This window comes from Photorhabdus sp. RM71S (assembly GCF_042879355.1).
GTDB lineage: Bacteria > Pseudomonadota > Gammaproteobacteria > Enterobacterales > Enterobacteriaceae > Photorhabdus > Photorhabdus kayaii.
The window spans coordinates 96,929-123,648 of sequence record NZ_JBHFKV010000009.1 but is presented as its reverse complement, the minus strand read 5'-3'; the positions used below and the strand labels follow the sequence as shown (position 1 = coordinate 123,648).

Here is a 26,720-nt window from a genome sequence, read left to right as displayed (position 1 = left end):
AGATGCATCGCGACGGCAAGGGAGTGAATCCCCGGGAGCATAGGTAACTATGTGACCGGGGTGAGCGAGTGCAGCCAACAAAGAGGCAACTTGAAAGATGACGGGTATATACAACAATCAAGAGGTATTTATCCTTGGAGGTCAATCCCTCAGTAGCGTCGAAGGTATGGGATGGATTAGTCAAGCATGGGGTCTCGTCAAACGTAAATTAGGTGTGTGGATACTACTTAGTATCATTTATTTCATTATCATATCTGGTTTACAGCTTATTCCTTTCCTTGGGATATTTGCAGGGATTTTGGGTTCAGTACTAGCTGGAGGCATTATTGCTCTGTGTGAAAAACAGAGAACTACCGGAGAATTTGAACTAGGGCTGTTATTCAGCGGATTTCAGCAAAACTTTGCGTCACTACTTGGCGTTGGTGCCTTATCATTTGGCATTATGCTTCTTGGTATCATAGCAATGTTTATTCTCGGCGGTAGTGCCATGATTAACATCTTCTTAGCTAGTCAATATGGTGAAGTTCCTACTGAAATATTCCCAAGTGATCTGTCTCCATTACTTCTTGGTGTCTTTATTCTGTTTATCTTCAGCATCATTGCTGCTGCTTTAACCTGGTTTGCACCAGCGTTAATCGTTATTCACAATTTGAAATTTGGTGCTGCCGTATCAATGAGCCTGGAAGCAGTGAAGAAGAATTTATTGCCCGGTTTCCTATTCTTTATTATCTTTGCGTTAATGACGACACTTTCTATAGTGACTTTCGGCTTAGGCTTTTTAGTCACTATACCAATATTTTTCGCCAGCTATTATTCATCTTACCGTAGCATTTTCATCAGTAAGGAGAAGTCATCGACTTTAGTTAACTAAAAGATAAAGATACATTTATTATTTACTGAATTTGGTAATTTTATTTTCAGTAAATTTGTAATTAATAAAATAGACAGCAAAAAGCGCCAAATCTGGCGCTTTTCATTAATACAATAATCAACCAATATATTCCAAACCACCCATATATGGACGCAATACTTCGGGTATTTCAATACGACCATCGGCTTGCTGATAGTTTTCCATAATGGCAACCAGAGTACGGCCAACTGCCAAACCAGAGCCATTCAGGGTATGGAGTAATTGAGTTTTCTTATCTTCTTTGCCACGGAAACGTGCTTGCATACGGCGCGCCTGGAAATCCCACATATTAGAACAGGAAGAGATTTCACGATATGTGTTCTGAGCCGGTAACCACACTTCCAAATCATAAGTTTTACACGCGCTAAAACCCATATCACCGGTACACAATAAAACTTTACGATATGGCAGGTTCAGTAATTGCAGTACTTTCTCTGCATGTCCTGTCAATGCTTCCAATGCATCCATTGATTCATCAGGATGAACAATCTGAACCAACTCAACTTTATCAAACTGGTGCATACGGATCAGGCCACGAGTGTCACGGCCATAAGAACCCGCTTCTGAACGGAAGCAAGGGGTATGAGCGGTCATTTTCAATGGCAATTCATTTTCATCCAGAATGTCACCACGAACCAAGTTGGTTATCGGAACTTCAGCAGTTGGGATCAGCGCGTAATGGCTTTCCGCCTCTTCTTCCAGCGGCTTAGTATGAAAAAGATCTTCACCAAATTTCGGCAATTGACCCGTACCATATAAGGTTTCATGGTTTACCAAATAGGGAACATAAGTTTCCAAATAGCCATGCTGTTCTGTGTGAAGGTTTAGCATAAATTGCGCCAAGGCCCGATGCAGACGGGCAATTTGCCCTTTCATCACCACAAAGCGTGAACCGGTTAGTTTAACCGCAGCGGCAAAGTCCAGACCATTGGTCAATTCACCTAATGAAACATGATCTTGAATTTCAAAATCATATTTACCTGGCTCACCCCAACGGCTCACTTCCAAATTGTCGTTCTCATCTTTACCTACCGGTACAGAGTCATCTGGAATGTTAGGGATACTTAAAGCCAAATCACGGATTTCAGCTTGAAGTTTTTCCAGTTTGGCTTTCGCTGTATCCAACTTTTCACCTAACTGGTTCACTTCCTGACGTAGCGGATCAATATCTTCACCACGGGCTTTTGCTGCACCAATAGCTTTCGATCGGGAATTACGTTCTGCTTGCAGGGTTTCAGTTTCAACTTGTAAAACTTTACGGCGCTCTTCTTGTTTGCGCAGCGTATCCACGTCAAGGGTATAACCCCTGCGAGCCAGTTTTTCGGCGACTGCGTCTAGCTCATTACGCAGTATGTTTGGATCGAGCATGCTAGTCCTGTGCTTGTCGTTATTAAGTTATACCCGTTATCTTTCAAGTTGCCTCTTTGTTGGCTGCACTCACTCACCCCGGTCACATAGTTATCTATGCTCCCAGGGATTCGCTCCCTTGCCGTCGCGATGGATCTTGAAATCCATTGGGTATAGATGATGTGAATAGGCCCACACAAGTTGATGGGCCATAAGATATTTTACCTGCCAACCTTACCGCAACAATAATGTTAGCGATAGCGTTTTATCGGGCTATTTTGATCCTGTTCAGCAAGCCAGGCGAGTTTATCGCCTATTTTACCTTCTAATCCTCGGTTAGCCGGATGATAATAACGAGTTTCCCGCATCTCAGGCGGAAAATAAACTTCACCCGCAGCATAAGCATTAGGTTCGTCATGGGCATAACGATATTCCTCGCCAAGCCCCATCCCTTTCATCAATTTTGTCGGTGCATTGCGCAAATGTGCGGGAACATCATAATCAGGTTTTTCCTTCGCATCAGCCATTGCTGCTTTAAAAGCGGTATAAACAGCGTTACTTTTCGGTGCACAAGCAAGATAAACAATAGCCTGAGCAATCGCCCTTTCACCTTCTGCCGGCCCAACACGGGTAAAACAATCCCATGCAGCAATCGCTACCTGCATTCCTCTAGGATCGGCATTACCAACATCTTCGGAAGCAATAGCCAATAAACGACGGGCAACATATAATGGATCACCACCGGCAGTAATAATTCGAGCATACCAATAAAGCGCAGCGTCAGGTGCAGAACCACGAATAGATTTATGCAGTGCTGAAATCAAATCGTAATAACGATCACCTTTATTATCAAAACGCGCACTTCTCTCTCCACTGACTTCTTTCAATAGCCCCGGTGTCAAAACCCTCAGCCCCTGAGCATCGGTTTCTGCCACATCCGCCATCATTTCAAGCAGATTCAGTGAGCGACGAGCATCGCCTGCAACCAGTTCCGCCACCATACGACGGGTGTTTTCAGGCAAAACGATATTCTGTCCACGATAACCACGCTCTTTATCATTCATAGCCTGCTCAAGAACCTGCTCAATCTCTTCTGTTGTCAATGACTTAAGTAGATAGACACGCGCTCGTGAAAGTAATGCGGAATTCAGTTCAAAAGAGGGATTTTCTGTCGTCGCACCAATAAAGGTGATCGTGCCATCTTCAATGTGTGGCAGAAAAGCATCCTGTTGGCTTTTGTTAAAACGATGTACTTCATCAACAAACAGGATAGTTCTACGCCCTGAATTCCGGTTCTGACGCGCTTTTTCAATCGATTCACGTATCTCTTTGATACCGGAAGTGACCGCAGATATCCGTTCAACATCAGCCTGAGCATAATGCCCAATAATTTCAGCTAATGTTGTTTTGCCCGTCCCCGGTGGCCCCCATAAAATCATGGAGTGCAGTTGTCCAGCCCGGATAGCCCTTGGCAGAGGTTTTCCTTCAGCGAGTAAATGCCGCTGCCCGATATATTGCTCTAATGTCATCGGCCGCATACGCGCGGCCAATGGCTGAAATTCATTTTGAGAAAAATCGAGTGACAGGTTGTTCACTTAAACCTCACTGGCGCTGATCATCCAGCGTAACGCCTTTCGGTAGCGTAAAACTGAACTTTGCCGCATCCACATGGGTATTTTGCTGCCCTTTTAATTGATAAGCACTCTTTTGTCCATCCTGCTCAATAGCAGAAAATTTTTGGATAGTGCCATCCATCGTGACGGTAATCGAGAAACGTTTCAGATTACCAGTGACATTATTCGGCGTCAGTTCAAAATCATTCCCTTGCTGGCTAATTTTATATTGGGACCAATCTTTAGCATCGTTACGAGTAATTAACATAAACGGCGTGTTACCTGTGGCATCTTTCAACCAATTAGCCGTTACCTGCTCAACAAATGGATTATAAAACCACAATGTTTTACCATCCGATACCAAGACACTTTCATCAGGTGATGTCATATGCCAGTTGAATAGGTTTGGACGTTTCACCCACAATTGCCCCTCGCCTTCCTGAATTGTTGCCCCATCATCACTAGTGACGGTTTGAGTAAAGCTGGCATGAAAACTATTTACTTTACCCAAACGTTCCTGCAAATTCTGGCTGGCATTTGCCCATGCCACATTGATATTCATGCCAACCATTAAACAACCAATCAATATCAGCTTTTTCATGTAAGAGATACCTTTCTCAACGTTATTACTTCTTTCTCAACGTTATTACCTGAGTGATTTACTATCAGAGTTTTCAATATTCAATAATTAGTGCTCATGTGGCGGTGGGGCTAATACTTCACGATTACCATTATGACCCGGAGCACTGACAATCTGTTGTGCCTCCATCTGTTCCACAATACGCGCCGCTCGGTTATAACCAATACGGAATTGACGCTGGACGCCAGAAATCGAAACTCGTCGTTTTTCCGTCACGAATTGAACTGCCTGATCAAACAGGGCATCCAACTCTTCGTCGCTATCAAGACCCAAGCCACCTTCAGCATCATCACCACCACTGAGAATGCTGTCAACATACTCTGGACGACCGCGAGCTTTCCAATCATTAACCACTTTATGAACTTCCTGATCCCGAACAAATGCACCGTGAACACGCACCGGAATCGAGGAGTTTGGCGCCAGATAAAGCATATCCCCCATGCCTAACAAAGATTCAGCGCCGCCTTGATCAAGGATGGTGCGGGAATCAATTTTGCTGGAAACCGTAAAGGCAATACGAGTCGGAATATTGGCTTTAATCAGACCGGTAATAATATCGACAGATGGACGTTGAGTCGCCAGAACCAGATGGATACCAGCAGCACGCGCTTTCTGTGCTAATCGGGCAATCAGCTCTTCGACTTTTTTGCCGACGGTCATTATTAAGTCAGCAAATTCATCGACCATAACAACAATATACGGTTCTTTTTTCAGCACCGGATGAGTAGCATCCATGCTGTCACCCGGCTTCCAGAATGGATGAGGAATTGGGCGTCCCATCTCTTCTGCCTGCTTAACCTTTTCGTTATAACCCGCCAGATTACGCACACCCAATGCAGACATCAGTTTATAACGGCGTTCCATTTCACCGACACACCAGCGCAGTGCATTAGCAGCATCTTTCATATCGGTAACAACTTCGGTTAACAGATGCGGAATACCTTCATAAACCGATAACTCCAACATTTTTGGGTCAATCATAATAAAGCGGACATCCTCTGGTTTTGCTTTATAGAGGATACTGAGGATCATAGCGTTGACACCAACAGATTTACCCGAACCGGTTGTACCCGCCACCAGCAAGTGCGGCATTTTACCTAAATCAGCCACAACCGGCTGGCCGCCAATATCTTTACCCAACACAATTGTCAGTGGTGACGGATTATCGCGGAATTTTTCACAATCCAATACTTCACGCAAATAGACCGTCTGGCGCTTTTTATTCGGCAATTCCAAGCCAACATAAGGTTTACCCGGAATCACTTCAACAATACGCACAGCGACCGCTGATAGAGAACGTGCTAAATCTCTTGATAAGTTGGAAATACGTGAGGCTTTAACACCCGGAGCCAAATCCAGTTCAAACCGGGTAATCACCGGACCGGGTGAAAAACCCACAACATCAGCTTTAACTCGATAATCACTCAGACGCACTTCAATCAAACGGGACGTTTGCTCAAGGGCAAACATATCAACGGGTTCCTCTTCTGCTAAAGGACTGGTTAGCAGATCGAGCGAAGGCATTGGTGTCGTTGGTTTTGGCAACGGTTGATCGTTACGAACTAAAAACGGATGGAATAAGCTATCTTGCTGCGGTTGCTGCGGTTGCTGCGGTTGCTGCGGTTGCTGCGGTTGCTGCGGTTGCTGCGGTTGCTGCACAACATTGTGTACAGGTGCTGGCGCAAAAGCAATTTCTGTGGGTCGTTCTGATTGATTTTCCGGTGCTGATTGAACAGAAGGCATAAATAACGGCTCTGCCGGCTCTTTTTCAACTAAATCTTCAACCGGTGAAAAGTTATTTAAAATCGATAAACTCTCCAGAGCAGAAAGCTCTTTTTTCTCCTGGTGACCTTGCTCCTGATAACGCTTATATTGCGGCTGCTCAACTGTCTGTTTGACAGTCTCTGTCGCTGTTTGAACCCGTTTTTCCACCGAAGGCTCATTTTCCAGCTCAAATAGATTCTGTCTTATCTGAGGCTGGATTGGAGTCTGTTCTTCTGTATCCGCCGTAATACGATAACGCTCGCGCTGTTGTTCAAGAAACTGCTGACTCAGCAACGCTTCTTGCTGTTTATCAGACTCAATATCATCATCCGTTCCACCTACTTGCTGTTTAGCCTCCTCTTCACGCTGTTGTTCTGCAAGACGTTGTGAAGGCACTTTAATGCCATACAATTCACGGCGAGTTGGAATACGAACAGGATTAGGACGAGGTAGTTCTGGCCCGATTCCTTGTTTTACTTGAGAGTTACCCGTTATAACCGTTGCAGCAGTTGACGCTACAACATTTTTTGACTCTGTTTCAGGCATGAAAGTGAAGGTATCACCGCTGTCCTGGCTATTTTCGATGGATTCAAATGTTGGCGTTGCTTCACGATTAAATTCAGATATAGGCTCAAAACGGTACTCAGCAGGCGTTTCAAATACATAACGAACAAGTTCGTCATTATTCTTTTCACTCTCTTCTACTAATGACTGAGGGCGTGCAATATCATCGGATGTATTAACCAGAATTTCAGGTTCAGCATCAATATCAGCCATATTAGTGGTAGGAATATCTATTGGCTGTTCTTGTTCGATTTCTGCTTTCACCGATTCTGGTTCGTCCAGTTCAGCTTTTGCTAATTCTACGGCTGAAGGTGCTGTAAATAGTACATCATCATGATCAATATCAGCCGCTGTAAATTCAGATTCTGTTTTATCATCGGCGGGATCTTCCCTCTCAATAGCCGTTTCACCGTATGGCATATATTCCTGTTCATTACGGCTACGATTGGTAATAAATCCTATTGCTCCCAGAATTACTGCTCCCGTTTTTTCAGCAATGGTTAACCATGACCAACCAGTAAATAACGTCAACCCAATTGCCCAAATACACAGCAAGACCAAAGTTGCACCTAATTCATTAAACCAGGGCAACATCGCACTACTAAACAGACTGCCAATAATACCGCCGGAAGCAAAGTAATGGAGATCGTCAACATTCAGTGCCGCTAATCCACATGAAGTCAAAACGATTGCCAATGCACCAATAACGCGCAAAGCCAACGCAAAGAAATCAACATACTCTCGGTCATCATGTTGCTTAAAAGCAGTCCAGCAACCCAATATCATCACTGGCGGGATGACATAAGCTAGAATGCCAAATGCAGAAAACAGCGTATCGGCCAGCCATGCACCCACACCACCACCCAAATTATGCACTGGCTCATGCCATGCAGTCTGAGACCAACTGGGATCAGAAGGGTTAAAACTGACAAGTGCGACCAGCAGATAAACCGCTAGGATAACAATGACAAGCAACACAGCTTCTAACAGCCTGCGCCCGCTATTCAGTCTCTTTAATTTAATATCTTTATCTTCTGTATATTCCTGGCTCAAGAAAGGCTCTCCAGGTTTCCTGTTAATTTAACGGAACAACGCCGAGATAGCTCAGCGTTGAAACTGTATGCATAAACAGGAGTGTACCTAAGTTTTTCCAGTTTTGCACCTGTACATTTTTGGTAAGATTTTAGCGAGTCTTAATGACCAAACGATTGCTCTGCTTAACTTCTTCCATCACAACATATGTGCGGGTGTCATTAACACCTGGCAAACGCAACAAAGTTTCGCCTAGCAACTTACGATAAGCTGACATGTCTGGTACGCGAGTTTTCAATAGATAGTCGAAATCACCGGAAACTAAGTGGCATTCCTGAATCTCTTCCAATTTTTGTACAGCAGCGTTGAATTGTTCAAAAACATCTGGAGCACCACGGTTTAAGGTAATTTCAACAAATACCAGCAAAGATGCATCCAAATAGTGAGGATTCAGCAATGCCGTGTATCCAGTAATAAACCCTTGGCGTTCCAGACGACGAACACGTTCCAGACACGGGGTTGGAGACAAACCTACCCGTTTAGACAGTTCTACATTAGAAATTCGCCCATCTTTCTGTAGCTCATTTAGGATATTACGATCTATGCGATCAAGATCTTTTCCCGGACGTTTTTTATTATCTATCATTTTGTTGATCTCTCTTTATTTTCCTACACCCATAACATTTTCCCCTATCTCTTGAGTTTGAGTTGGAAAAGATGTCTTAAAGTTAAAGCCTCGCTCTATCAGCGTAAAGCAACTCACAGGCCATTTTTTTAATGCTACACTAGAGGGAATTATCCGCATGTCGATTTTTATAGAAACGAATTTAGCGAGGTGGATAATTATCTCTTACAGTGATGTTTTCGCAAATGCACAGCCGATTGTCAAAGTAAATGAGCAAAAATCAGAACAACCTGTGGAACAAATTTTCAGTTAATCGTTTCGATAGTCTATCATTAATTGAAAACGAGCAAATAAAATCCAAACAGCACTAAAAGGACACTTTTCTCAGGTTAAAATCATTGTTAGTTAATATCTATCGGTAAAATCGTTAGTAACATGAGTCTTTTAACTTTTTTTACCCTCCTATTTCTCCTACAATCGTTCGATATTCGATAGGTGATAAATGGAAATGAGGTATTCATGAGCGCCGCCAAACACCACAAACTCATTATTCTTGGCTCCGGTCCAGCAGGCTATACCGCTGCGGTTTATGCTGCCCGAGCAAATTTAAATCCGGTTCTTATTACCGGGGTTGAAAAAGGCGGTCAATTGACTACAACCACCGAGGTCGAAAACTGGCCAGGCGATCCTGAAGATTTGACCGGCCCAGGGTTAATGGAGCGCATGCACCAACATGCTGAAAAATTCCAAACTAAAATCATTTCTGACCATATTCAAAAAGTTGATCTGCAAAACTGGCCTTTACGCCTTTATGGTGATGAACAAGAATATACCTGTGACGCACTGATTATCGCAACAGGTGCTTCTGCCCGTTACTTAGGTTTACCTTCTGAAGAGGCATTCAAAGGGCGTGGTATTTCAGCCTGTGCAACTTGTGATGGTTTCTTTTATCGTAACCAGAAAGTCGCCGTTGTTGGCGGTGGTAATACTGCGGTAGAAGAGGCCTTATATCTGGCAAATATTGCAGCGGAAGTTCATCTAATTCATCGCCGTGATACCTTCCGTTCAGAGAAGATCTTGATTAATCGCCTGATGGATAAAGTCAAAAATGGCAATATCATCCTGCACACCGATCGTATTCTGGATGAAGTACTCGGTGATGATATGGGTGTTACCGGTGTTCGCCTACGCGATACCCAAAGTGGCGCTACAGAAGAATTGGCGGTTACCGGCACCTTCATTGCTATCGGCCATACTCCCAATACCACTATCTTTGAAGGCCAATTAGAACTGGATAATGGTTACATCAAAGTTCAATCCGGTTTACAGGGTAACGCCACTCAGACCTCTATTCCCAGTGTATTCGCCGCCGGTGATGTCATGGATCATACCTACCGACAGGCAATTACGTCCGCCGGTACAGGTTGTATGGCAGCCCTTGACGCAGAACGTTTCCTGGATGGGCTAGCCGCTAAATAAATTCTTTTTCTTTCAAGGCGCTATTTCGGTAGCGCTTTTTAACATGTAACATATCAGCAGGATGTTGACACATAGGATATGTCCAGCCTTTTGGTACACCATTACTCTCACCTGTTAAATTAGAATTTTTCCTTATGGACAAAACAAGACAGTATGAATTGGTTCGCTGGCTGAAACAGCAAAGTGCCCCGGCCCAACGCTGGCTCCGCCTGTCCATGTTATTTGGCTTAATCAATGGATTATTGATTATTGCTCAAGCCTGGCTACTGGCCTCAATTCTGCAAGCTTTAATCATGGATAATCTTCCACGCGAGCACATTACGAACGAATTTTGGTTGCTAGCAGCCACCTTTGTGTTACGAGCTATCATCAGTGCCATTCGGGAACGAATCGGTTTTATCTGTGGCAAAGTCGTGCGTCAGAAAATCCGCGCTATGGTATTAGATAAGCTGGAACAACTTGGCCCAATGTGGGTTAAGGGTAAACCAGCCGGTAGTTGGGCAACCATTATTCTTGAGCAGATAGAAGATATGCAGGATTATTATTCCCGCTATCTGCCACAGATGTCTCTCGCCGTCATAATCCCTATTCTTATTCTGATCACCCTATTCCCTGTTAACTGGGCTGCCGGGCTAATTTTATTCGCTACTGCTCCCCTGATCCCGCTATTTATGGCGCTGGTTGGTTTAGGCGCCGCAGACGCTAATCGGCGTAATTTTGTCGCACTAGGGCGGTTAAGCGGTAATTTTCTTGATAGGTTACGTGGGTTAGAAACGTTGCGCTTGTTTTATCGCGGCAAAGTAGAAACACAACAAATCAACGAATCCACCGAAAACTTCCGTTGCAGAACGATGGAAGTGCTGAGATTAGCGTTCCTTTCCTCTGCGGTGCTGGAGTTCTTTGCAGCCATTTCTATTGCCGTTGTCGCTGTTTATTTCGGTTTCTCCTATTTGGGGGAGCTTAATTTTGGCAGTTACGGGATGGGTGTTACCCTGTTTGCCGGTTTTCTGGTGTTAACCCTCGCCCCAGAATTTTTTCAGCCATTACGCGATCTGGGTACTTATTATCACGCTAAAGCACAGGCGATTGGGGCCGCCGAAGCATTAGTGACTTTATTGAGCAGTGATGGTGAATATGCACCTGCCGGTGGTGATAAAACACTTCCCCCCCAAGATCCGTTGACCATCATTGCTAATAATCTGGAAATTTTGGCCCACGACGGCAACCGGCTTGCTGGCCCGTTGAATTTTACTATAGAGAAAAATCAACGGGTGGCATTAATTGGTCAAAGTGGAGCAGGTAAAAGTTCCCTCTTGAATTTACTGTTAGGGTTCCTGCCCTATCGTGGTTCAATACAAATTAATGGCACCGAACTGTGTGAGTTGGATCAACAGAGATGGCGTAATCAACTGAGCTGGGTTGGACAAAATCCACATCTGCCTGAGCAGACTTTGCTTGATAATATTCGTCTGAACCAACCTAATGCCAATCAACAACAAATCCATCAGGTTATGGAACAAGCATACGTCATCGAATTTATTCACGATTTACCCGATAGGCTGAATACCATCATCGGTGATAATGCAGCACGATTATCCGTTGGTCAGGCCCAACGTATCGCTGTTGCCCGTGCCCTATTGAAACCTTGCCGGTTATTATTACTGGATGAGCCTGGCGCCAGCCTGGATGCGCATAGCGAACAACAGGTGATGGAAACACTCAATCAGGCATCTCATCATCAGACGACCCTGTTAGTTACCCATCAATTGGAAGAAACGCTGGAATATGATCAGATTTGGGTCATGGAAAAGGGGTTGATTATTGAACAGGGAGATTACCAGTCGCTAAGCCAATCTCAAGGGGTATTCACCCGCCTGTTATCCCATCGAAGTAAGGAGCTGTAATTATGCGGGTATTGCTTCCTTTTCTGGCGCTCTATCGCCGTCATTGGTTTCTTATCAGTTTAGGCATGGTTCTGACCATTGTTACACTACTCGCCAGCATAAGTTTACTGACCCTCTCTGGCTGGTTCCTTGCAGGCGCAGCACTAGCAGGTCTTGCCGGTTATACATTCAACTATATGCTACCGGCGGCCGGTGTCCGTGGCTCAGCCATTCTTCGAACTGCCGGGCGCTATGCTGAACGGTTGGTTAGCCATGATGCCACTTTCCGGGTATTGGCACATTTACGGGTTTTTGCCTTTCAGAAAATCTTGCCACTTTCACCGGGAGGAATAGCTCGTTTTCGCCAAGGAGAATTATTAAACCGACTAGTTGCTGATGTTGAAACATTGGATCATCTCTATTTACGGGTGATTTCGCCGATATTATCAGCTCTTATCGTTATCATGGTCCTCACTTTCGGCCTTGGCTTTCTGGATCTCACATTAGCCTATATCCTTGGCGGTATTATGCTGGCTCTGTTGATCCTGCTGCCATCAGTATTTTATAACGCAGGTAAATCCGTTGGCCACAATCTGACTATTCTGCGTGGTCAATACCGCACCCAACTCACAGCGGCATTGCAAGGACAAGCCGAATTGATGGTATTCGGTGCTGCTGGCCGTTTCCGCAAGTCAATGGCTGATATTGAGTCACGTTGGTTAAGACGTCAGCAACAGCAAGCGAATCTAACCGGCTTGTCACAGGCAGTTATGATTTTTGCCACCGGTATGACTGTCACATTGATCTTATGGCTGGCAGCTAACGGCGTGGGGGGAAACAAACAACCGGGGGCATTAATCGCACTGTTCGTCTTCTGTTCTCTTGCCGCATTTGAAACTCTGGGCCCCGTCACTGTTGCATTTCAACATCTAGGACAGGTCATTACCTCTGCAACCCGGGTTTCTCAATTGATGCAACAAGAACCGGAAGTAACCTTTCCTACATCAGGGCCGGAAAGTTCAGCTCAAGCCAGTATTGATATCAAAAATATCAGTTTCACTTATCCTGATCAGCCAATGGCCGTCCTGAAAAATGTTTCTCTCTGCTTGAAAGCAGGGGAACATGTCGCGCTGTTAGGCAAAACCGGTTGTGGTAAATCTACCTTGCTACAATTATTGACCCGGGCCTGGGATATTGATTCAGGCTCAATCTGTCTGAATCAGCATTCTATTACTGCTTATGACGAATCAACTCTGCGCAGTATGATATCGGTTGTTTCACAACGTGTTCATGTGTTCAGTCATACTTTACGACAGAATTTATTACTGGCAAAACCAAATGCAACCGATAATGAACTAGAAATTGTGCTGAAACAGGTAGGTTTAAGCAATCTACTGGAAACCAATGAGGGACTAAACTGCTGGATGGGCGAAGGCGGTCGTCAGTTGTCAGGCGGTGAACAGCGCCGCTTGGGAATTGCCAGAGCGTTACTGCACTCGGCGCCACTGATGTTACTGGATGAACCTACGGAAGGACTCGATGCGGATACTGAACAACAAATTCTATCTCTATTGCATCAGCATTGTCAGCATAAGTCACTGATTATTGTCACCCACCGCCTGTACGGGCTTGACCATATGGACCGTATTTACGTCATGGATGGCGGCACTATTATTGAACAAGGGCAGCATAATGAATTACTGGCTCAGCAAGGTCGCTATTATCAGTTTTATCAGCGACCACATCAGATTCGTCTTAAACCGGGGCAGTAACACATGATGCCAATAATTCAACTGGATGCTGATTCATATGATTTCCCTCACCCGAAAGAAGCATTAACGGAGCCTAACGGCCTACTGGCAGTCGGGGGAGATTTATCCGCTAAGCGATTAAATGCAGCCTACCATCAAGGTATTTTCCCTTGGTTTTTACCCAGTGAAATGCCACTTTGGTGGTCCCCCGATCCGCGTGCGGTAATCATTCCGGGTGAATTGCATATCGGCCGAACCCTACGCCGGTTTCTGCGCAATCCCCCATACCATATTACGGTGAATCATGCTTTTGAACAGGTGGTTCATTTCTGTGCTCAACGGCAGGAAGGAACATGGATAGGCAAGGATATTCAACAAGGTTATAAAAAATTATATCAGATAGGACAAGCGCATTCAGTAGAAGTCTGGCACAATGAGCGGATTGTTGGTGGTTTGTACGGTGTCAGCGTTGGCACACTATTCTGCGGTGAGTCTATGTTCAGCAGAATGGAGAATGCATCCAAATGTGCGTTCATTGCCTTCTATCACCATTTTCTGCGACACGGTGGTGAACTACTGGATTGCCAAGTGCTTAACCATCACACAGCTTCACTGGGTGCAAAAGAGATCCCCAGGGAAGAATTTATTCAGTATCTTTATCAATTCAGAAATCGGTCATTAAAACCTGGTTGCTGGTTACAACAAGTACTGGAATTATAATCAACATTTGACCGATTCATGTTGCTGATAACATAAATATCACTATGCACTATTTGCAAAATAACGGGTTAAAATACAACATTCCTTTACATAATGAGGGTTTTTCGGCATTATCTTGCCCGTTAAAAACGATGGTTATTAAACTTAGAGGATTAGATGGCCAAAGAAGACAATATTGAAATGCAAGGTACTGTGCTAGACACACTACCAAACACTATGTTCCGCGTTGAATTAGAAAACGGGCACGTAGTCACTGCTCACATTTCAGGTAAAATGCGTAAAAACTATATTCGCATCCTGACAGGCGACAAGGTTACAGTTGAGCTGACCCCATATGACCTGAGCAAAGGCCGTATCGTCTTCCGTAGCCGCTGATTCATTACCGTTTTCAGATATTACACCACAGGTAGCAACTTTGTATTTAACAACTTTGTATTCACCTGTGGTGTCGCTCTTCTATTAGTGCACTACATCTTCCGGCTTCTGCTTATAAGCATTGCTGAAATCGTAAGTCAGTATGCGTTTTGCCTTATCCAAGCCGATACTCACCGAACCACCGTGAACTAATGAGCCGAATAGGAGTTCATTTGCCAACGGTTTTTTCAAGCTATCCTGAATAACCCGCGCCATTGGACGAGCACCCATTGCTTTATCATAGCCTTTATCACATAACCATTGACGAGCATCCGCACTGACCTCCAGCGAAACGCCTTTTTCATCCAATTGTGCTTGCAAGGCGACAATGAACTTATCAACTACCTGTTGAATGACTTCAATAGAAAGCGTATTAAACCAGATGATACCATCAAGACGGTTACGGAATTCCGGTGTAAACACTTTCTTAATTTCTTCCATTGCATCGGAGTTGTTATCCTGCTGCTTAAATCCAATGGATTTGCGCTGTGTTTCACGTACACCCGCATTCGTTGTCATGACTAAAATGACGTTACGAAAATCCGCTTTGCGCCCGTTGTTATCAGTCAGAGTACCGTTATCCATGACTTGCAATAACAGGTTAAATACATCTGGATGTGCTTTTTCAATCTCATCAAGCAGCAATACTGAATGAGGATGTTTAATCACAGCATCCGTAAGCAATCCTCCTTGATCAAAACCAACATATCCCGGTGGTGCACCAATTAAACGACTTACTGTATGGCGCTCCATATATTCTGACATATCAAAACGCAATAATTTGATATTCAACACCTTAGCAAGCTGTACGGTGACTTCCGTTTTCCCTACGCCTGTCGGACCTGCAAGTAGGAAAGAACCCACCGGTTTATTATCCTGCCCTAACCCTGCACGACTCATCTTAATAGCTTCGGTCAATGCCGCAATCGCGGTATCCTGACCGAATACCAACATTTTCAGCCGCTCATCCAGCGTTCTTAGGACATCTTTATCACTGGCAGAAACGGTTTTTTCAGGAATCCGGGCAATCCGGGCAACGACGAATTCAATATCCGACACATTAATCGTTTTTTTACGGCGACTAATCGGCACCAGACGAGTACGCGCCCCAGCTTCATCGATCACATCGATCGCCTTATCCGGTAAGTGGCGATCAGTAATGTATTTCACCGATAAATCAACCGCAGCACGGATAGCTTTCGTGGTATAACGTACATCATGGTGCGCCTCATATTTTGGCCGCAACCCTCTAATAATCTGTACTGTCTCTTCGGGTGAAGGCTCAACAATATCAATCTTCTGAAAACGACGCGCTAATGCCCGATCTTTTTCAAAAATATTACTGAATTCATGATAGGTCGTAGAACCAATCACTCTGATACGTCCACTGGATAACAATGGCTTAATCAGATTAGCCGCATCGACCTGCCCCCCTGACGCAGCCCCCGCACCGATAATGGTATGGATTTCATCTATAAATAGAATACTTTTTCTATCCTGCTCAAGGGTTTTTAACAATGCTTTGAAGCGCTTCTCAAAATCGCCACGATATTTAGTTCCCGCTAGCAATGAACCAATATCCAACGAATAAATCGTACAATCTGCCATCACTTCCGGTACATCTTTTTGCACAATCCGCCACGCCAGCCCTTCTGCAATAGCTGTCTTACCAACCCCCGATTCTCCGACCAACAATGGGTTGTTTTTTCGACGGCGGCACAATATCTGAATTGTTCTTTCTAACTCATCCTGGCGGCCAATCAATGGATCAATCTGTCCTCTTTGAGCGAGTTGATTAAGATTAGTTGTAAAATTTTCCAACCGATCCTCTCCTGTAAGCTGCTCTTCTGCTGATTGCGTGCCTGTCTCCTGATGATCCGATTCCGAGTCCTCTTTTTGAGTTCCGTGAGAAATGAAATTAACCACGTCCAGACGACTCACATCATGTTTACGCAGCAAATAAGCCGCTTGAGACTCCTGTTCGCTAAAAACAGCCACCAGCACATTAGCACCAGAAACCTCTGAACGCCCAGAGGATTGAACATGAAATACCGCGCGCTGAAGAACACGTTGGAAGCTCAACGTTGGCTGAGTCTCCCGCTCATCATTTTCAGGTAACAACGGTGTCGTTTGTGAAATAAAATTCTCCAGCTCCTTACGCAATTGAGCCAGATTGACCTTGCAGGCTTCCAATGCTTCACGCGCTGATGAATTACTTAACAACGCCAGCAATAAGTGCTCCACGGTCATAAACTCGTGTCTGTTATCCCGTGCTTTAGCAAAGGCGATATTAAGACTAAGTTCAAGCTCTTGGTTGAGCATAAGCACCTCCCCCTAAAAATCAGTATACCTGGTCAAACTTTTTCCAGCGTACAAAGTAATGGATGCCCATACTCCCTGGCATACATATTTACCTGGGCTGCTTTAGTTTCTGCCACCTCAGCAGTATAAACCCCACAAACAGCCTTCCCTTGATAATGGACATCCAACATTAATTGCGTTGCCCGTTCAATATCATAAGAAAAGAACTTTCGTAATACGTCAACTACAAACTCCATCGGAGTGTAATCATCATTGTTAAGAATGACCTGATACATTGACGGCGGTTGCAGTTTTTGTTGTCGCTCATCCTTAATAGATTCCTTACTTTTCAAATTGTTATGATACTCGCTCATTATTTTCCCAACGGATTAATCTCTAAAACCAGCCACTGCCAGCAAATAAATTATGTTGCCATTTATCTTATCATTATCTGGGCAACTCCTTTTACCACAGACTATTCCCCTATGAAAACTCGGCATAAAAGTGCATGAACGAAACTCATATCGTTATCTATATCAAACTTTAGTCATTCAAAACAACCAGACATTTGTTCTGTGCTTGACGAGAATTTGATTTTTACTACAGTATGTTTTGTGAACAAACATAGATAATGCCACTGTTTACATGTGATTGTTTACGACTGTTATATTAATGGCTCATCTCAACCGAAATCATTAGACGAGGGATGTAAAAGTATGGAGACAGGTACTGTTAAGTGGTTCAATAATGCTAAGGGTTTTGGGTTTATTTGCCCGGCAAGCGGCGGAGAAGATATATTCGCTCATTACTCAACCATTCAGATGGACGGTTACCGGACGCTGAAAGCGGGCCAAAAGGTGAATTTCAGCGTTCACCAAGGACCAAAGGGAAATCATGCCAGTATTATTGTTCCTCTTGAAAACGAACCCAAAGGCTAAATAGCCTGGCCTGTGGGTCATAACCAGGTATTATTTTCATACGCCGCAGGCAATTACCTGCGGCGTCATATTATTTCCGCTTATTCTCTTGCTAACGCTTCGATTGGATCAAGACGAGCAGCATTACGGGCCGGCAGAAACCCAAATATCACCCCAATTGCGGTAGAACAGGCGAAAGCACTGAGTAAAGCAACAGGCTGGAAAACAAAGCTCCAGCCAGGGAGCGCTAATTGAGCGATAAATGCAATCATATAAGAGAGTGCAATGCCCAAAACGCCACCAACCAGACAAACCAAAATAGCTTCTATCAGAAACTGTTGCATCACATCACTGGTTCTTGCGCCTACTGCCATACGGATGCCGATCTCTCTTGTACGTTCAGTTACTGAAACCAACATAATATTCATGACGCCAATACCGCCAACTATCAGTGAAATTACCGCTACCATCGTCAAAAACAGTTGTAAAGTATGAGCCGTTTTTTCCGCTGCTTTTACCATCATGTCCACGTTATAGGTGAAAACATCCTTTTTGCCGTGGCGCAAAGTGAGCAATTGAACTATCTTCTTTTCTATATCCTTAGAGTTATAATCATCCTTTATTCTGACAGTAATTGAATCCAGATAATTTCGGTTCATCAGACGGCTGGTCATCGTGCTATGAGGCAACCAGACATGTAATGATTTGCTACTGCCAAATGCAGCTCTCTTATCAGATATCACTCCCACAATTGTGGCCGGCATATTACCCACCAAAATCACCTCCCCAATCACATTTTTCTGGTGAGGAAACAATTTACGCTGAGTATTTTTATCAATAACCACAACTTGCCCCTGACGGCGTATCATATCCAATGAGAACCCCATTCCCTGAGCAAAGCGCAGAGCATAAACCTGAAAAAACTCATCACCAACGCCAGTCACTCTTGAAGCAACATCAATGTTCCCTTTACGAAGGCGCATTTGCCCCTCAATTTCTGGTGAAACCGCCAGAATATAGGGCTGCGCTTTAATCGCGTCTGAATCCTCTATTTTTAGCGCTTGCATACTGACCGGATCATCAAGGCCAAAATCTTCTCCCGGATAAATATCAATAGTATTCGTTGCAATCTCTTTAATATCGGATAATACCGATGCCCGAGCCGCATCTCCGATAACCAAAATAGTCACGACAGAAGCAATACCAATGATAATCCCCAACATAGTCAGTAAAGTGCGCATCTTGTTGGCAACCATCGCTCGCCATGCCATAAATAAAGCTTCATTAAACCGCCCAAGGGTCTGGCGTATTGAAGATATTTTTGATGTTGACGACGGGACCTTAGTGACTTTTTTGCTTATTTTCGTACCAGAATCACTCATAATATGACCATCCTTGATCTCGATAATGCGCTGTGCCTGCGCCGCGATTTTCGGATCATGAGTGACAATAATGACGGTATGCCCCTGTTCACACAGTTGTTTGAGGATCGCCATCACCTCTTCGCCGGAATGGCTATCCAACGCTCCCGTTGGTTCGTCGGCTAAAATGACTTGCCCTCCGTTCATCAACGCTCTGGCGATACTAACCCTCTGCTGCTGTCCACCAGAAAGCTGCCCCGGACGATAGCAGGTTCTCTCTTCAAGCCCCAAACGACCAAGTAATTCTATGGCTCTCTGGCGACGTACCGCTTTAGAGGCTCCTGAGTAGATAGCAGGAATTTCCACATTCTGTTCAGCGGTCAAATGAGTTAGCAAATGATAACGCTGAAAAATAAAGCCAAAATGTTCCCGCCTTAGTGCTGCCAATTCATCATCACTCAGTTCAGCAACATTCTGTCCTGCGACCCGGTATTCACCCTGACTGGGTTTATCAAGACAACCAAGAATATTCATCAGTGTCGATTTACCCGAACCTGACGCGCCGATAATGGCAACCATCTCACCGGCATGAATAGACAAGGTGACATCATCCAGTACTTTTACCTGCTGCTCACCAGCGGGATAGCTGCGCTCTATACCTTTCAGCTCAAGTAACGCATCCATTACTCATCCTCGACTTCTTCACTACGACCAGTGATCACCTGCTCATGTTCTTTCAGGCCAGATAGAATCTGTACATTTACATCATTGCGCACACCAATGGTCACTTCTCGTTTCTCTTCTTTATCGCCATTCAAGATATCCACCTCATAGCGAGTTGGCGTAATCTGTTTACCCAGAGCAGAGATCGGGATCATTAACACATCACGATGGGAATCAAGCTGAATTTTCACTTGGGCGGTCATTTGCAAACGCAAAAGTTGCTGAGGATTAGCCACCTCAAAGCGGGCATAGAAGAAAATGGCATCATTAATCTTTTCTGGCGTCGGCAAAATATCTTTCAACACCCCTGGAAAATTTTTATCCGGTGCGCCTAATACAGTAAAAGAAGCTTTCTGGCCCGGTTTCAGGTAAATAACATCGGCCTCTGACACTTCCGCTTTTACCAACATCGTTCCCAGATCAGCCAGTGTCAGAATAGTCGGGGCTTCCTGTGCCGCAATGACTGTTTGCCCCTGAAGGGTTTTGATATTGACAACGATACCATCCATTGGCGCGGTAATCCGGGTATATTGCAAATTAGTCTGAGCAGTATCAAGGCTGGCCTGATTTTTACTGATTTGCGCCAGCAAAGTTTCTACCTTCGCTCTTTTTACTTCAACGTCCGTTTTAGCCTGATCCAATTCCTGGAGTGAGACAGCCTGTACTTTTGCCAGATTGTTCTGACGCTGTAATGTCACCTGCGCCAATTCCAATTGTGCCTTGGCTTCTATCAAATAAGCACTCAATTCTTTGATCGTGGCTTCAACTTCTTTGACCTGGTTTTGCGCAGGTTTAGGATCAATCAATGCCAATAACTGGCCTTCTGTCACCTTATCACCCACTTCAACATACAAATTCTGCAACTGACCACTTACCTGTGCGCCCACATCCACTTTTCTGACCGCGTCCAATTTCCCCGTTGCCAGTACATTTTTTTCCAAATCGCCTTTAATGATAGAGACTGTCTGATATTTAATCGCTTCTGGCCTATACAGAAAATATCCCAGAACCAATGTGATAACGGTCACAATAGCTAACAATACAACCCATCGACGTTTCGAACGAATAAAATTCATTTAAATATCACCATATTAAGCATTGGATTCAGAAAAATAGTAAAAACTTATTTCTTGCAATACCACGAAAACCTGAGATTTCCACTCATTCCAGATAGATACCGTTCCCTTTACGTTTTATATCCACTGAAAGTTATTAATAACACACCCACCTTAAGAATAAAAAATTCTTTGAGCAACAATACATTTCACTCTATCCTGGCTATTCTCTTAATGTAAAAAAATTGTTATCTTTTATTTTTATAGTCTTTACAATCGATTTTTATACTGAATTTGGATAAAAAGACGTTAATCGTTTTAAAGGATGTTAATTATGTACTCTGGGCTGCTGATCATTCTTTTGCCATTAACGTTAGGCTATCTTATCCATTTGAATAATAAAGTATTGTTAAATGCAGTTCATCACCTTCTTAACGCGATGGTCTATATCATCCTGTTTTTAATGGGGATCAGCCTGGCTTTGTTGGACGATTTAGGCCGTAACCTCTTCTCTATCTTTCAATACGCGATAACATTTTTTTTATGTATTTTTACAGCTAATATGCTGGCGTTATTCCTGCTTGAAAAGCGCGATCCTTGGATTATCAGCCCGCATAAACAGGAAAAACCCCCTTCCCGTTTACATATGGTTTTTGAATCACTGAAATTATGTGGCATGCTGATTTTAGGTTTCCTATTTGGACTCACTGGCTGGTCATGGCTGCACTTCTCCAATCATGCCAGTGAAATCGCCTTAATCGTTTTACTGTTACTCGTCGGTATTCAATTACGTAACAACGGTATGAGCCTGAAACAGATATTGCTAAACCGCCGTGGTGCTATTATTGCGATTATCATTGCTGTCAGCGCGCTTATCGGCGGTACAATTGCGGCACTTATTCTCGGACTTCCAGTGAAAACAGGTTTAGCATTAGCTTCTGGTTACGGCTGGTATTCCCTTTCTGGCATCTTACTTTCCGACGCTTACGGGCCGGTAATCGGCAGTGCCGCATTCTTTAATGATCTGGTACGCGAACTGGTGGCAATTATGCTCATTCCAGTTCTAATCAATCGATATCGCTCAAGCGCTCTAGGATTAAGCGGGGCGACCTCGATGGATTTCACCTTGCCAGTATTACAACGGTGTGGTGGCGTCAGTATTGTTCCAGCAGCAATAGTTCACGGTTTTGTGCTAAGTTTGCTCGCACCCTTACTGATGGCATTCTTTACTTAACCAAAAGTTGAGCCACAATTAATACTTGATGTCATAAATAACGGTTCGGACGCTTCATTCATCATAAGTCGTCCGCTGCCGCTGCTTATCCTAATATGCTTACTCGTTGTGGTCGATCCATCTTTCCACGGCATGGAAATAGAATAAATAATCTTTTGTTGATAAATCACACAAATAGCAGCCAGAACGCGTTAATGATACATGTAATTGAAATATCAATTAATAATATTCTGTACATAAGATATTGCATAATTATGCTAACGAGTTTAGCATCAAACCAAATCACTGACTATTCAGAATTAAAGCATGAGTATTCAATTAAAAAGCATTGATTGCTATTACGGCGTCCAGCAGGCACTGTTTGATATTAATCTTGAGTGTTCTCCAGGGGAAACGATGGTTTTGCTAGGGCCAAGTGGCGCCGGTAAAAGTACGCTGTTGCGAGTATTAAACCTGCTGGAAATACCACGATCCGGCCAGTTGCATATAGCTAATCATCAATTCGATTTCGAACAAACACCAGGAACCAAGGAGATTCGTTCTCTACGCCAGAATGTAGGTATGGTTTTTCAGCAATATCACTTATGGCCTCATCTTACTGTTATGGATAACCTGATCGAAGCACCTTGTCGCGTACTCGGTTTATCCAAGCAACAGGCGCAGGAAAAAGCGGATAAGCTCCTTTCCCGCTTGCGCTTAGAGGATTTCGCTGGCCGATTTCCACAACACTTATCCGGCGGGCAACAGCAACGGGTCGCTATTGCACGAGCATTGATGATGGAACCCCAGGTTTTATTATTTGATGAACCCACAGCAGCGCTGGATCCAGAAATCACAGCACAGGTTGTCAATATCATCCATGAACTATCTGCAACGGGCATTACGCAGATTATCGTTACCCATGAAGTGGAAATCGCCCGTAAGGCCGCAAGCCGTGTCGTATATATGGAAAACGGCCGCATTATAGAACAAGGTGATATCAGCCATTTTACTCAACCACAAACCAAAGCCTTTGCTAATTATCTATCACACTAACTATTAATAGGATATAGCGATGAAAAAACTACTTTTTGCAACCCTCTTAGGCACAGTAGCTTTATCTGCAACCGCCACGGAAAAAGAGACCATTCGTTTTGCCACAGAAGCCACTTATCCTCCGTTTGAGTTCATTGATGCAAATAATAAAATTCAGGGTTTTGATGTCGATCTGGTCAATGCTCTCTGTGAGAAAATTAATGCCACATGTACCTTTACTAACCAATCCTTTGACAGCCTGATCCCTAGTCTGAAATTTCGTCGCTTCGACGCTTTAGCCGCCGGTATTGATATCACACCCGAGCGCCGGAAACAGGTTGATTTTACTAACACTTATTACGATAACTCCGCAGTTTTCATCTCCGTTAAAGGCAAAGTCTCCAGTACCGCAGAGCTGAAAGGCAAACTTGTGGGTATTCAGAATGGGACAACTCACCAGAAGTATCTGATGGAACAACGAAAAGAGATTAAAACCGTTCCTTATGACAGCTATCAAAATGCCATTCTGGATCTGAAAAATGGCCGTCTGGACGCCGTTTTCGGTGACACTGCCGTTGTTAACGAGTGGCTGAAAAAGAATGAAAACTTAAGTACCGTAGGTAACAAAGTCACTGACAAAAATTACTTTGGTATCGGCTTAGGTATTGCAGTTCGTAAGGGTAACAAAGATCTACAAGATAAGCTGAATAAAGCACTCGCTGACATCAAACGAGATGGCACTTATGACATCATTTATAAAAAATGGTTTAAATAAGTAGCCGAATCTCTATGAATGAATTCCAATCTCTAACAAGCGCCGCCGGCATCACCGTCGGCCTTGCCGTGTCTGCATTAGTGCTTGGTCTGATTTTAGCTATGCTATTTGCTGCTTGGGAATCAGCCCGTTGGAAACCCTTCGCCATACTTGGCACCTGTTGGGTCACTCTGTTCAGAGGATTGCCAGAAATTTTGGTCGTGCTATTCGTTTACTTCGGCGCATCACAACTTCTCATGACACTGGCTGATGGCTTTGACATTAATCTTATCTTCTGGCACTCCAGAATTCAGATAGATATTCAAGACTTTTATGTCAGCCCATTCCTTTGTGGTGTCATTGCACTTTCCCTACTCTACTCTGCCTATGCATCCCAGACACTCCGTGGTGCGATAAAAGCCATTCCGGCCGGCCAATGGGAAGCCGGTCAAGCATTAGGTCTTGGTCGCGCTGAAATATTTTTCCGCCTGATCATGCCTCAAATGTGGCGACATGCTCTACCAGGGCTCGGTAACCAATGGTTAGTTTTGTTGAAAGATACCGCGCTGGTATCGCTTATCAGTGTGAATGATCTCATGCAGCAAACCAAAAGTATTGCCACACGTACTCAGGAACCCTTTACCTGGTATATGATTGTGGCGCTTATCTATCTGGCTATCACTCTAATCAGTCAATTTATTCTGAAAAAAATTGAGATGCATACCACTCGCTTTGATCGGAGCACTCCCTGATGCTTGAGTATATTCAACAAATTTTACCGGGTCTGCAAACCAGTCTGAGCCTGACCGTCACAGCGCTTTTTGTTGCTTTCATGATGTCCGTCTTGTTCACTATGGTTCTGACCATGAAACTGCCAGTACTGACACAACTGGTAAAAACCTACATTACTCTGTTTACCGGTACGCCTTTGTTGGTACAGTTCTTCCTGATTTATTACGGGCCTGGGCAGTTTCCATCCATAAAAGCGTACCCGTGGCTTTGGCAATTACTGTCTGAGCCCTGGCTGTGCGCAATGGTAACGCTAGCGCTTAACAGTGCGGCATATTCTACTCTGCTATTCTATGGCGCAGTAAAGGCCATTCCTGCTGGCCAATGGCAATCCTGTCAAGCATTGGGAATGTCTAAAGCACAATCTATGCGAATCTTGTTGCCCTACGCTTTTAAGCGGGCGTTATCTTCCTATTCCAACGAAGTTGTACTAATTTTCAAGAGTACTTCTCTCGCAAGTACCATTACTTTGCTGGAAGTAATGGGATACAGCCAGCTTCTATTTGGCCGCAATTATGATGTGATGGTTTTTATTGCCGCAGGGGTGATTTATCTATGCGTTAACGGCATCCTGACTTTACTAATGCGGATGATTGAACGCCGTGCACTCGCTTTTGAGCGCCATAACTGAACAGGGTTGGGTGTTCTTACTGGAACCCCATCCCCACACATTCTTTCGTTATTCAATCGTAATTTAACTTCAATAACGTTAAAACTTCGTAATGTTCGGTATGAGGAAACATATCAAACAATTGTGTCTTTTCTATACGATAGTTAACCAGTACAGCAATATCTTTCGCCATTGTCTGAGCATTACAGCTTGAATAAAGAATATAATCCGGCGCCATTTTACTGAGATAATCGCACAACACCTTACCAATTCCCCGGCGAGGTGGGTTTACCAAAACCAATTGCGGAATTTTATCTTTTGCTACAGCAAAATGTGTTGAGTCCAAAGCTTGAAACTCGATGTTTTCCAAACCCAGTGTTTTCGCCGAATCGCGGGCACAATCAATGGCTTCTGAGCTGATTTCAATGCCGGTTAAACAGGTATTTTTATCTGCGCAATGCAGACCAAAACCCCCAACACCACAGAATAGATCCCACATGCTACTGATTTTCAGTTCACGAACCCAACGCCCTGCTGTTGCATACAATTCAGAAGCCATTTTCGGGTTAGTCTGGAAAAAGCTATGTGGACGGATGTAAAGAGGAATGCCATTGAACTGTTCTTTCAGCGCCTTTTGTTCAGTAAACAGAATCTCTTTTTCCCCCTCCAAAATCGCCATATGGATTGGCTGAATATTGGCAGAGATCACCGTAAGCTGTGGCAATCGCTCACACAACCGGGGTAAAGCACGCTCCAGTTGAGCAATTTTTGTTTCAGAACGCAGTACAAAACGTAACATCATTTCACCGCTATGACGGCTTTCTGTCAGCAACAAATATTTCAGTTCACCCCGTTTACGAGCAACGTTATACGGCGTCAAGCCGGCACAAGCAATGAACGATTTAACAACATCGAATACAGGCTGAAAATGCGCTGGATAGAGGGGACAATGACACAGATCAACCGCCGTGCCATCACGATGCAACATGCCTAACAATGGGCGTTCTACACTGCCACTGACGACCATTTTAGCTTTATTACGAAAGGCATCTTGTTGGCTGGCAATTGGAGGTAACCATTGCTTCACAATAGCTTGAGGTAATAACTGCTTTAAATTCTGCTGCTTATCTTCTAACTGCTGAGAATAGGGTTTTTCGAGCCACTGACAAGAGTGACAGTGCCCCGCAGAATAATGCGTACATTGCATGGTTGGATGACCG

22 protein-coding genes are annotated in these 26,720 nt (G+C 44.1%); 12 read left to right on the top strand and 10 right to left on the bottom strand.

The window, feature by feature from the left end:
- Positions 1–97: 97 nt before the first annotated feature.
- Positions 98–871: a BPSS1780 family membrane protein gene (locus tag ACGF5R_RS07780; RefSeq protein ID WP_387690386.1), complete on the top strand. Its 774-nt coding sequence runs from the start codon at positions 98–100 to the stop codon at positions 869–871.
- A gap of 117 nt (positions 872–988) precedes the next feature.
- Here the strand turns inward: ACGF5R_RS07780 and serS are convergent, their stop codons facing one another.
- From serS to lrp, 5 genes are all read right to left on the bottom strand, one after another.
- Positions 989–2,278 carry a serine--tRNA ligase gene (serS, locus tag ACGF5R_RS07775; protein ID WP_387690384.1) on the bottom strand — a complete coding sequence of 430 codons (1,290 nt, stop codon included), beginning with the start codon at positions 2,276–2,278 and terminating at the stop codon, positions 989–991.
- Between the two features lie 230 nt (positions 2,279–2,508).
- Positions 2,509–3,852, bottom strand: coding sequence for a replication-associated recombination protein A (locus ACGF5R_RS07770; RefSeq protein ID WP_387690382.1), 1,344 nt, complete (start codon positions 3,850–3,852; stop codon positions 2,509–2,511).
- A 7-nt stretch (positions 3,853–3,859) separates the two neighbouring features.
- On the bottom strand, positions 3,860–4,471 hold the full coding sequence (gene lolA / locus ACGF5R_RS07765) for an outer membrane lipoprotein chaperone LolA (protein ID WP_112878980.1): 612 nt from the start codon (positions 4,469–4,471) through the stop codon (positions 3,860–3,862).
- An 87-nt stretch (positions 4,472–4,558) separates the two neighbouring features.
- Positions 4,559–7,891: a DNA translocase FtsK 4TM domain-containing protein gene (locus ACGF5R_RS07760; RefSeq protein WP_387690380.1), complete on the bottom strand. Its 3,333-nt coding sequence runs from the start codon at positions 7,889–7,891 to the stop codon at positions 4,559–4,561.
- 130 nt (positions 7,892–8,021) lie between these two features.
- Complete coding sequence (lrp, locus tag ACGF5R_RS07755; RefSeq protein ID WP_011145896.1) at positions 8,022–8,516, bottom strand: leucine-responsive transcriptional regulator Lrp; 495 nt, start codon at positions 8,514–8,516, stop codon at positions 8,022–8,024.
- A 498-nt stretch (positions 8,517–9,014) separates the two neighbouring features.
- Between lrp and trxB the strand changes: the two genes are divergently transcribed.
- The 5 genes from trxB to infA all read left to right on the top strand — a co-directional run bounded on the left by trxB (position 9,015) and on the right by infA (position 14,703).
- Entirely contained in the window at positions 9,015–9,974 is a 960-nt protein-coding gene (trxB, locus tag ACGF5R_RS07750) for a thioredoxin-disulfide reductase (RefSeq protein ID WP_387690378.1), read from the top strand.
- 134 nt (positions 9,975–10,108) lie between these two features.
- The gene (gene cydD, locus ACGF5R_RS07745) at positions 10,109–11,878 is read left to right on the top strand and encodes a cysteine/glutathione ABC transporter permease/ATP-binding protein CydD (protein ID WP_112878983.1); all 1,770 of its coding nucleotides are present in this window, start codon (positions 10,109–10,111) and stop codon (positions 11,876–11,878) included.
- 2 nt (positions 11,879–11,880) lie between these two features.
- Entirely contained in the window at positions 11,881–13,629 is a 1,749-nt protein-coding gene (gene cydC / locus ACGF5R_RS07740) for a cysteine/glutathione ABC transporter ATP-binding protein/permease CydC (RefSeq protein ID WP_262981005.1), read from the top strand.
- A gap of 6 nt (positions 13,630–13,635) precedes the next feature.
- The gene (gene aat / locus ACGF5R_RS07735; RefSeq protein WP_112879011.1) at positions 13,636–14,328 is read left to right on the top strand and encodes a leucyl/phenylalanyl-tRNA--protein transferase; all 693 of its coding nucleotides are present in this window, start codon (positions 13,636–13,638) and stop codon (positions 14,326–14,328) included.
- A gap of 156 nt (positions 14,329–14,484) precedes the next feature.
- The gene (gene infA, locus ACGF5R_RS07730) at positions 14,485–14,703 is read left to right on the top strand and encodes a translation initiation factor IF-1 (protein ID WP_002211347.1); all 219 of its coding nucleotides are present in this window, start codon (positions 14,485–14,487) and stop codon (positions 14,701–14,703) included.
- 84 nt (positions 14,704–14,787) lie between these two features.
- Here infA and clpA read toward each other — a convergent pair whose 3' ends face one another.
- Both clpA and clpS read right to left on the bottom strand, forming a co-directional pair.
- The gene (clpA, locus tag ACGF5R_RS07725; protein WP_112878985.1) at positions 14,788–17,064 is read right to left on the bottom strand and encodes an ATP-dependent Clp protease ATP-binding subunit ClpA; all 2,277 of its coding nucleotides are present in this window, start codon (positions 17,062–17,064) and stop codon (positions 14,788–14,790) included.
- A 32-nt stretch (positions 17,065–17,096) separates the two neighbouring features.
- A complete protein-coding gene (gene clpS / locus ACGF5R_RS07720; protein WP_112878986.1) occupies positions 17,097–17,417 on the bottom strand; it encodes an ATP-dependent Clp protease adapter ClpS in 321 nt (106 codons plus the stop codon).
- Between the two features lie 342 nt (positions 17,418–17,759).
- Between clpS and cspD the strand changes: the two genes are divergently transcribed.
- Positions 17,760–17,981 (top strand): cold shock-like protein CspD, encoded by a 222-nt coding sequence (cspD, locus tag ACGF5R_RS07715; protein ID WP_036814644.1) that lies wholly within the window; start codon positions 17,760–17,762, stop codon positions 17,979–17,981.
- A gap of 80 nt (positions 17,982–18,061) precedes the next feature.
- Here cspD and macB read toward each other — a convergent pair whose 3' ends face one another.
- Both macB and macA read right to left on the bottom strand, forming a co-directional pair.
- Positions 18,062–20,005: a macrolide ABC transporter ATP-binding protein/permease MacB gene (macB, locus tag ACGF5R_RS07710; RefSeq protein WP_112878987.1), complete on the bottom strand. Its 1,944-nt coding sequence runs from the start codon at positions 20,003–20,005 to the stop codon at positions 18,062–18,064.
- Positions 20,005–21,120, bottom strand: coding sequence for a macrolide transporter subunit MacA (gene macA, locus ACGF5R_RS07705; RefSeq protein WP_112878988.1), 1,116 nt, complete (start codon positions 21,118–21,120; stop codon positions 20,005–20,007). The genes macB and macA overlap by 1 nt, the downstream gene beginning before the upstream one ends.
- A gap of 313 nt (positions 21,121–21,433) precedes the next feature.
- Between macA and ACGF5R_RS07700 the strand changes: the two genes are divergently transcribed.
- The 5 genes from ACGF5R_RS07700 (at position 21,434) to artM (ending at position 25,521) form a co-directional block, all read left to right on the top strand.
- A complete protein-coding gene (locus ACGF5R_RS07700; RefSeq protein ID WP_112878989.1) occupies positions 21,434–22,333 on the top strand; it encodes a lysine exporter LysO family protein in 900 nt (299 codons plus the stop codon).
- A gap of 306 nt (positions 22,334–22,639) precedes the next feature.
- A complete protein-coding gene (gene artP, locus ACGF5R_RS07695) occupies positions 22,640–23,368 on the top strand; it encodes an arginine ABC transporter ATP-binding protein ArtP (protein ID WP_112878990.1) in 729 nt (242 codons plus the stop codon).
- 19 nt (positions 23,369–23,387) lie between these two features.
- On the top strand, positions 23,388–24,122 hold the full coding sequence (gene artJ / locus ACGF5R_RS07690) for an arginine ABC transporter substrate-binding protein (protein ID WP_387690376.1): 735 nt from the start codon (positions 23,388–23,390) through the stop codon (positions 24,120–24,122).
- Positions 24,123–24,136: 14 nt separating this feature from the next.
- Positions 24,137–24,853 (top strand): arginine ABC transporter permease ArtQ, encoded by a 717-nt coding sequence (gene artQ / locus ACGF5R_RS07685; RefSeq protein WP_262981001.1) that lies wholly within the window; start codon positions 24,137–24,139, stop codon positions 24,851–24,853.
- Entirely contained in the window at positions 24,853–25,521 is a 669-nt protein-coding gene (gene artM / locus ACGF5R_RS07680) for an arginine ABC transporter permease ArtM (RefSeq protein ID WP_112878993.1), read from the top strand. Before artQ ends, artM begins: the two co-directional genes overlap by 1 nt.
- 52 nt (positions 25,522–25,573) lie before the next feature.
- Here artM and rlmC read toward each other — a convergent pair whose 3' ends face one another.
- Positions 25,574–26,707 carry a 23S rRNA (uracil(747)-C(5))-methyltransferase RlmC gene (rlmC, locus tag ACGF5R_RS07675; protein ID WP_262981000.1) on the bottom strand — a complete coding sequence of 378 codons (1,134 nt, stop codon included), beginning with the start codon at positions 26,705–26,707 and terminating at the stop codon, positions 25,574–25,576.
- Positions 26,708–26,720: the final 13 nt, after the last annotated feature.